The organism is Falsiroseomonas sp. RANM36 (genome assembly GCF_056682175.1).
Genome location: NZ_JBWXTD010000003.1, coordinates 1,626,437 through 1,632,648 on the forward strand (window position 1 = coordinate 1,626,437; position 6,212 = coordinate 1,632,648).

At 73.6% G+C, this 6,212-nt stretch carries 5 protein-coding genes; 4 read left to right on the plus strand and 1 reads right to left on the minus strand.

What is annotated here, in order from left to right; genetic code table 11:
- The 3 genes from ppsR to AC1MIR_RS12735 form a co-directional block, all read left to right on the plus strand.
- A partial coding sequence (ppsR, locus tag AC1MIR_RS12725) for a transcriptional regulator PpsR (protein WP_480028519.1) occupies positions 1-1,280 on the plus strand: 1,280 nt, incomplete at its 5' end.
- Positions 1,277-3,472: a GAF domain-containing protein gene (locus tag AC1MIR_RS12730; RefSeq protein ID WP_480028520.1), complete on the plus strand. Its 2,196-nt coding sequence runs from the start codon at positions 1,277-1,279 to the stop codon at positions 3,470-3,472. The genes ppsR and AC1MIR_RS12730, both read left to right, overlap by 4 nt.
- 2 nt (positions 3,473-3,474) lie before the next feature.
- Positions 3,475-4,065, plus strand: coding sequence for a biliverdin-producing heme oxygenase (locus AC1MIR_RS12735; protein WP_480028521.1), 591 nt, complete (start codon positions 3,475-3,477; stop codon positions 4,063-4,065).
- Between the two features lie 18 nt (positions 4,066-4,083).
- Here the strand turns inward: AC1MIR_RS12735 and AC1MIR_RS12740 are convergent, their stop codons facing one another.
- Entirely contained in the window at positions 4,084-5,277 is a 1,194-nt protein-coding gene (locus AC1MIR_RS12740) for a 3-hydroxybenzoate 6-monooxygenase (RefSeq protein WP_480028522.1), read from the minus strand.
- A gap of 62 nt (positions 5,278-5,339) precedes the next feature.
- Between AC1MIR_RS12740 and AC1MIR_RS12745 the strand changes: the two genes are divergently transcribed.
- A partial coding sequence (locus AC1MIR_RS12745) for a DUF7168 domain-containing protein (protein ID WP_480028523.1) occupies positions 5,340-6,212 on the plus strand: 873 nt, incomplete at its 3' end.

Genomic DNA, 6,212 nt, shown 5'->3' on the forward strand with positions numbered 1-6,212 from the left:
GTGTGGGGGCGGCGGCCCGCCGGCGGCCCGCCCGGGCGGGGGGGGGGGCGGGGCCGGGGCGGGCGCGGGGGGGGGCGCGGGCCGGCGACCAGGTCCGCCGGATGGTCGAGGATGCGCGCGCCCGCGGCGTCTCGGCCTTCCTGCAGGTGACGCAGCGCTTCCCCTCCGGCATCGAGGTGCCGATCGAGTACACCACCGTGCGGCTCGGCGCGCAGGCCGGGCTGATGGCGGTGGGCAAGAGCCTGCAGGCCGTGCAGGAGCTGCAGTCGCGCCTGGTCGCGGCGCAGCAGGCACGCGAGCAGGACTACTGGAAGCTGCGCGAAATCGAGATGCGCTCGCGCCTGCTTTTCGATGCCTCGTCGGAGGCGGTGCTGATCGTCGCCGCCGGCGATCTCCGCGTGATCGAGGCGAATCCGGCCGCGATCCGCGAACTCGGCATGGCGCCGGGCTGGGATTTCGCCCAGGAGATCGCGCCGCGCGACCGCACCGCCTTCCGCGAGGTGCTGGGACGGGCGCGCGAGCATGGCCGGACGCCCGGCGTCCTGTTGCATATCGGCGCGGCGGCGGCGCCGTGGCTGCTGCGCGTCTCCCTGATGGCGCGGGAGCCGGAGCCGGTGCTGCTGATCCAGCTCGCCCCCGCGATGCCGGAACCCGGAAGGGGCCTGCCGCGCGCGGTGCCGCCGCGCACCGACGAACTGCTGGAAGGCCTGCCCGACGGCTTCATCGTGGCGGATGCCGAAGGCCGCGTGCGGCGTGCCAACCGCGCCTTCCTCGACCTCGTGCAATGCGCCACCGAGACCACGGTCCTGGGCGAGCCGCTCGGCCGCTGGCTCGCCACGCCGGGGCGCGACGCGGCGGTGCTGATGCGCACGCTCGACGCGCATGGCGAAGCAAGGCTGTTCAAGACCACCCTCACCGGCCTGCTTGGCAGCGAGGTGGAGGTGGAGATCTCCGGCACCGCCAGCACCGCCGGCGGTCCGCCGGCCATCGGCCTGCTGGTGCGCGACATCGGCCGGCGGCCGCGCGACGAAACGAGCGAGCTGCACGCCGCCATCGCGGAGGTGCTGCGCGACATGGGCCGGCTGCCGCTGCCCGTTCTGGTGCGCAACACCGCCGCGCTGGTGGAGCGCGCGCGCATCGATCAGGCGCTGCACCGCGCCGGCGGCAACCGCACCGCCGCGGCCGATGCGCTCGGCCTCAGCCGCCAGAGCCTCTACGCCAAGCTCGAGCGCTACGGCCTGCACGATCCCCGCGACTCCGAGGAGGAGCCGGCGGGATGAGCGACGCCGGCCGCGACGCCGCCGCGGTGTCCCCCGCGCCGGCGCAGCTCGACACCTCGGGCTGCGAGCGGGAGCCCATCCACCAGCCCGGCTCGATCCAGCCGCATGGGCTGCTGCTGGTCGTGCGGGAAGCCGATGGCGTGGTCATGCAGGCCTCGGCCAATGCGGCGGCGATGCTCGGGCAGCCGGCCGTGCTCGGGCGCCGCCTGCGCGAGCTGGGCGGCGACCTGGCGGCGGCGGTGCTGCCGCGCATGCTGGAATCGCTGGACGGCCCGCCGGTCGTCTTCCGCGCCACCGCCGGCGCATCGGGCGAGGAATTCGACGCGCTGATGCACCGCCCGCCGGGCGGCGGCCTGGTGATCGAGCTCGAACCCGCCCAGCCGCAGCCCGACATCGCCCGCCGGGTCGAGGCGGCGCTGCAATCCTTCCTGTCCTGCTACGCCCTGCGCCCGCTCTGCGAGCAGGCGGCGCGGGTGTTCCGCGAGATCGCCGGCCACGACCGGGTGATGGTCTATCAGTTCGCCGAGGGCGGGCATGGCGAGGTCTTCGCCGAGGACCGGCGGTCGGACCTGGAGCCGTTGCTCGGCAATCACTACCCGGCCTCCGACATCCCGCAGATCGCCCGCCGCCTGTATGAGCGGAACCCGCTGCGCGTGGTGGTGGACGCGCACTACACGCCGGTGCCGCTGGAGCCCCGCCTCAATCCATTGAGCGGCGATCACCTGGACATGTCGCACTGCATGCTGCGCAGCATCTCTCCGGTGCATGTGCAGTATCTCAAGAACATGGGCGTGCGCGGCACCATGGTGTGCTCCATCATGGTGGGCGGCCGGCTGCGCGGCCTGGTTGCCTGCCATCACGAGACGCCGCGGCGCGTGCCGGTGACCGTGCGCTCCGCCTGCGCCCTGCTGGCGGAGGCGCTGAGCACCCGCATGGCTGCGCTGGAAGCCTTCGTGGAGGCGCAGGCCGAGCTCTCCGCCCGCCGGCTGGAGCAGCGCCTGGTCGAGGCGATCTCCCGCAAGGGCGACTGGCGCGACGCGCTGTTCGACAACCCGGCGACGCTGCTGCAGCCGCTCGGCGCGACCGGCGCCGCGCTGCTGTTCGAAGGCGGCGTGCAGACAATGGGCGACGTGCCGGCGACCGATTCGCTGCGCGAGATCGGCGCCTGGCTCGACACGCGCCCGCGCGGCGGCGTCATCGCCACCAGCTCGCTGCGCACGGATGCGCCCGCGCTCGCCGCGCTCACGCCGATCGCGGCCGGCGTCCTTGCCGTGCCGGTCTCCGCGATGCCCGGCGAATACCTGGTGTGGTTCCGCCCCGAACAGCTGCGCACCGTGGTCTGGGGCGGCGACCCGAACAAGCCGGTCGAGGTGGTGGACGGCCAGCGCGGCCTCAGCCCGCGTCATTCCTTCGCGAAGTGGCAGCAGCTGGTCGAAGGCAGTTGCGAGCCCTGGAGCCAGAAGGAGCTCGCGACGGCACGGCTGATCGGCGATTCTGTCGGCGACGTCATCATCCAGTTCCGCTCCGTGCGCATGCTGATCGCAGAGGACCAGCTGGCGCAGGTGCGCCGCCAGGTCGCCGCCTCCGTGCAGCCGGTCGCGATCTGCGACGGGCGCGGCGCGATCGTGCTCGCGAACGAGGCGATGGAGAAGCTGCTGCCCGGCCTGAAGGGCGCGCCGCCGCGCAACATCGAGGAGCTCGCCCCGTATTTCGCCAGCCCCGGCGAGTTCCGCCGCCGCCTGCACGACCTGCTGGAGAGCCGCCAGTCCTGGAGCGGGGAGGTGCGGCTGGCCGATGACGAGGGCTCCGGCCGGCCGATCCTGGTGCGCGCCGACCCGGTGCATTCGGCGCCCGACCGCCTGCTCGGCTTCGTCGTGCTGATGAACGACCTGGTCGAGCGCAAGGCGGCGGATGCGGCGCGACGCCGGTTCCAGGAAGTGATCGCGGAAAGCCACCGCACCCGCGCCGGCTGGCTCGATCGCCATGCCGACCTGGTGTTCCAGGCGATCCTCGCCTCGCTGGTGGAGAACGCCCAGCTTGCCGCGCTGGAGATCGCCGAGGGCGTCGAGCTGTCCCGCATGCCGGAGATGCTGGAGAGCGTCCGCGCTTCCGTCGCGCGCACCACCGACATGCTGGAGAGCCTGGCGCGGCAGATCGAGGCGCCCCGCCCCGAGAGACGGGACGAGGATTGAGCATGGAGGGCGCGGCGCGCGCGGCGCTCCGCGCCGCCACCGATCCGGCGCATCGGCGCCTGCACGCGCTGCCCGCCTTCGTCGCGCTCGCCGAGGGCCGCATCGCGCTGCCGGACTATGCCGCGCTGCTCCGCCGCATGCTCGGCTTCCACGCGGCGCTGGAATCGCGCCTCGATGCGGTCGCGGGCCTGGAGGCGTTCGGCATCGACCTTGCGGCGCGTCGCCGCAGCCATCAGCTGCGTGCGGACCTGGATTGGCTCGGCGCCGCCGACGTGGTGCCGCTTGCGCCCCTGCCGGAGATCAGCGGCCCGGCCGAGGCGATGGGCGCGCTCTATGTCGCGGAAGGCGCGACGCTCGGCGGGCGGCAATTGGCGCGCGCGCTGGACGGCGTGCTGCCTGCGGGCGGGTCGGGGCGTCGCTTCCTGCTCGGCCATGGCGAGCAGCATGGCGCGATGTGGCGCGACTGCTGTGCCGCGATCGAGCGCTGCGGCGTCGAGGCCGCCTCCTGCGCCGCGATGATCGCGGGCGCCGTCGCGACCTTCGCCGCCTTCGAGGCCTGGTTCACCGTGCCGGAGGCCGCGTCGGTCCCATAGCCGCCGACGACGTGCCGCTCAGCCGCGCGCCGCTGCGGCGGTCCCGCCATAGAGCCAGGCCAGCGTCTCCCGCCATTCCGCCTGCGACTTCGCGCGCATGATCGCGTTGCGCAGCGCCGCATGCGCGCCCGCCGGGTGATAGACATGCTCTCCGATCGCGCGCGACTGCAGCTGCACCCGCGCGGTGCGCAGCGCGCGCTCTGCGTTGTAGGCCGGCAGCGCGCGCTCGGCGTCGCCCTGATGCGCCGCCATCGCCTGCGCCAGGCACACCGCATCCTCCATCGCCATGCAGGCGCCCTGCGCCATGTATTGCAGCATCGGATGCGCCGCGTCGCCGAGCAGCGCGACGCGCCCGTCCACCCAGCTCTCCACCGGATCGCGGTCGCACAGCACCCACAGCTTCCAGTCGCGGCCGTGGCGGATGATGGATTGCGCGGTGGGATGCACGTGCTGGAAGCCGGCGAAGACTTCCGCCTCGCTCACCGGCTTGCCGGCGACGGGCTCCGGCGCGTCGTTGTGGTAGGTGACGACCAGGTTGAAGGTCTTCCAGCCCTGCAGCGGGTAATGGACGATGTGGCATTTCGGCCCGGCCCACAGCGTCGCGGCGTTCCAGCGCAGATGCTCCGGCATGTGCTCGGTCGGGATCACGCTGCGATAGGTGGTGTGCCCCGAGACGCGCGGCCGGCCATCGCCCACCACCTGCCGGCGTACGTTCGACCACAGCCCGTCCGCGCCGATCAGCGCGCTGCCCCGCATGGCCTCCCCATCCGGCAGGAAGGCCGTGACGCCGCCGCCATCCTGGTCGTAGCGCACCACCTCCGCGCTGGTGCGCAGCGCGATGCGCGGATGCGCGCGGCAGGCCTGCAGGAACACGCCATGCAGGTCGCCGCGATGGATCACGGCATAGGGGTTGCCGAAGCGCGCGCGAAAGTCGTCGCCGAGGTCGATGTGGCAGATCTCCTCGGCGGTCAGCGCATCCATCAGGCGCAGGCTGTCCACATAGATCGCCATGGCGCGCGCCGTGTCGCCGACGCCGAGCGCATCGAAGGCGTGGAAGGCGTTGGGGCCGAGCTGGATGCCGGCGCCCACCTCGCCGAGCGCGGCCGCCTTCTCCAGCACCTGCACCGCGAAGCCCTGCTTGGCGAGGCCGAGCGCGGCCGCCAGGCCGCCGATGCCGCCGCCGGCGATCAGGATGGGAAGGGTGCCGCTCATGCCGCCGAGCATCGCCAGGCGCCCCCTGCTGTCAACGGGCGCGCCCGTGCTAGACGCCCGCCATGGACCGGCAGACCGAACTGGCGAAGGTGAAGGCCCGCATCCGGGCGCTGGCGGCGCGCACCGTGGAGCGCGGCTGCTCCGAGGCCGAGGCGATGGCCGCCGCCGCCAAGGTGGGCGAGTTGCTGGAGGTCTATGGCCTCTCGATGGGCGAGGTCGAGCTGCGCGAGGAAGCCTGCGTGCAGCGCGTGCTGGTGTTCGACGATCCGCGCCGCCAGGCGATGGGCTGGCTGTTCCCGGCGCTGCTGCGCTTCACCGAATGCCGCGGCTGGACGGTCGGCCGCGCCGACTACGTGATCTTCGGCCTGGAGCCGGACGTGCAGATGGCCGAATACCTGATGCAGGTGATCGCCGGCGCGCTGAGCTACGAGGAAGCCCGTTTCCGCAACAGCCCGGACTACGTGCGGTCGCGGGCTGCGCCGCAGGCCGTGCTGCGCAGTTTTCGGATCGGCTATGCGGACCGCATCGCCGCCCGGCTCGAGGAGCTCGGCGCCCACCGGCGGGAAAGCGCGCGCCAGGCGGAGGCCGAGGCGAGCCGCGCGGGCAGCTCCGGCACCGCCCTGGTGCTGGTGAAGGAACGCAAGATCGAGGAAGGCTTTCGCGCGCTCGGCGTTCGCCTGCGCACGGTCAGCCGCAGCACCGTGGTGCGCGACCGCGGCGCCTATGGCCGTGGGCGGGAGGCCGGCGGCCGAGTCGGCCGCGACCGCCCGGTGGGGCAGGGGCCGGGCACCGGGCGCCGGCCCCGGCGCTTGGCCCCCCCCGGGGGTTGCGGGCACCCCCCGCGGCCGCACGGGGGTCAGCCGGACTTCAGCACGTCCTGCAGCTTCTCGGACGCGGCCGCCTTGTCGGTGCGGTCTATGGCGGCGAGCTCGGCG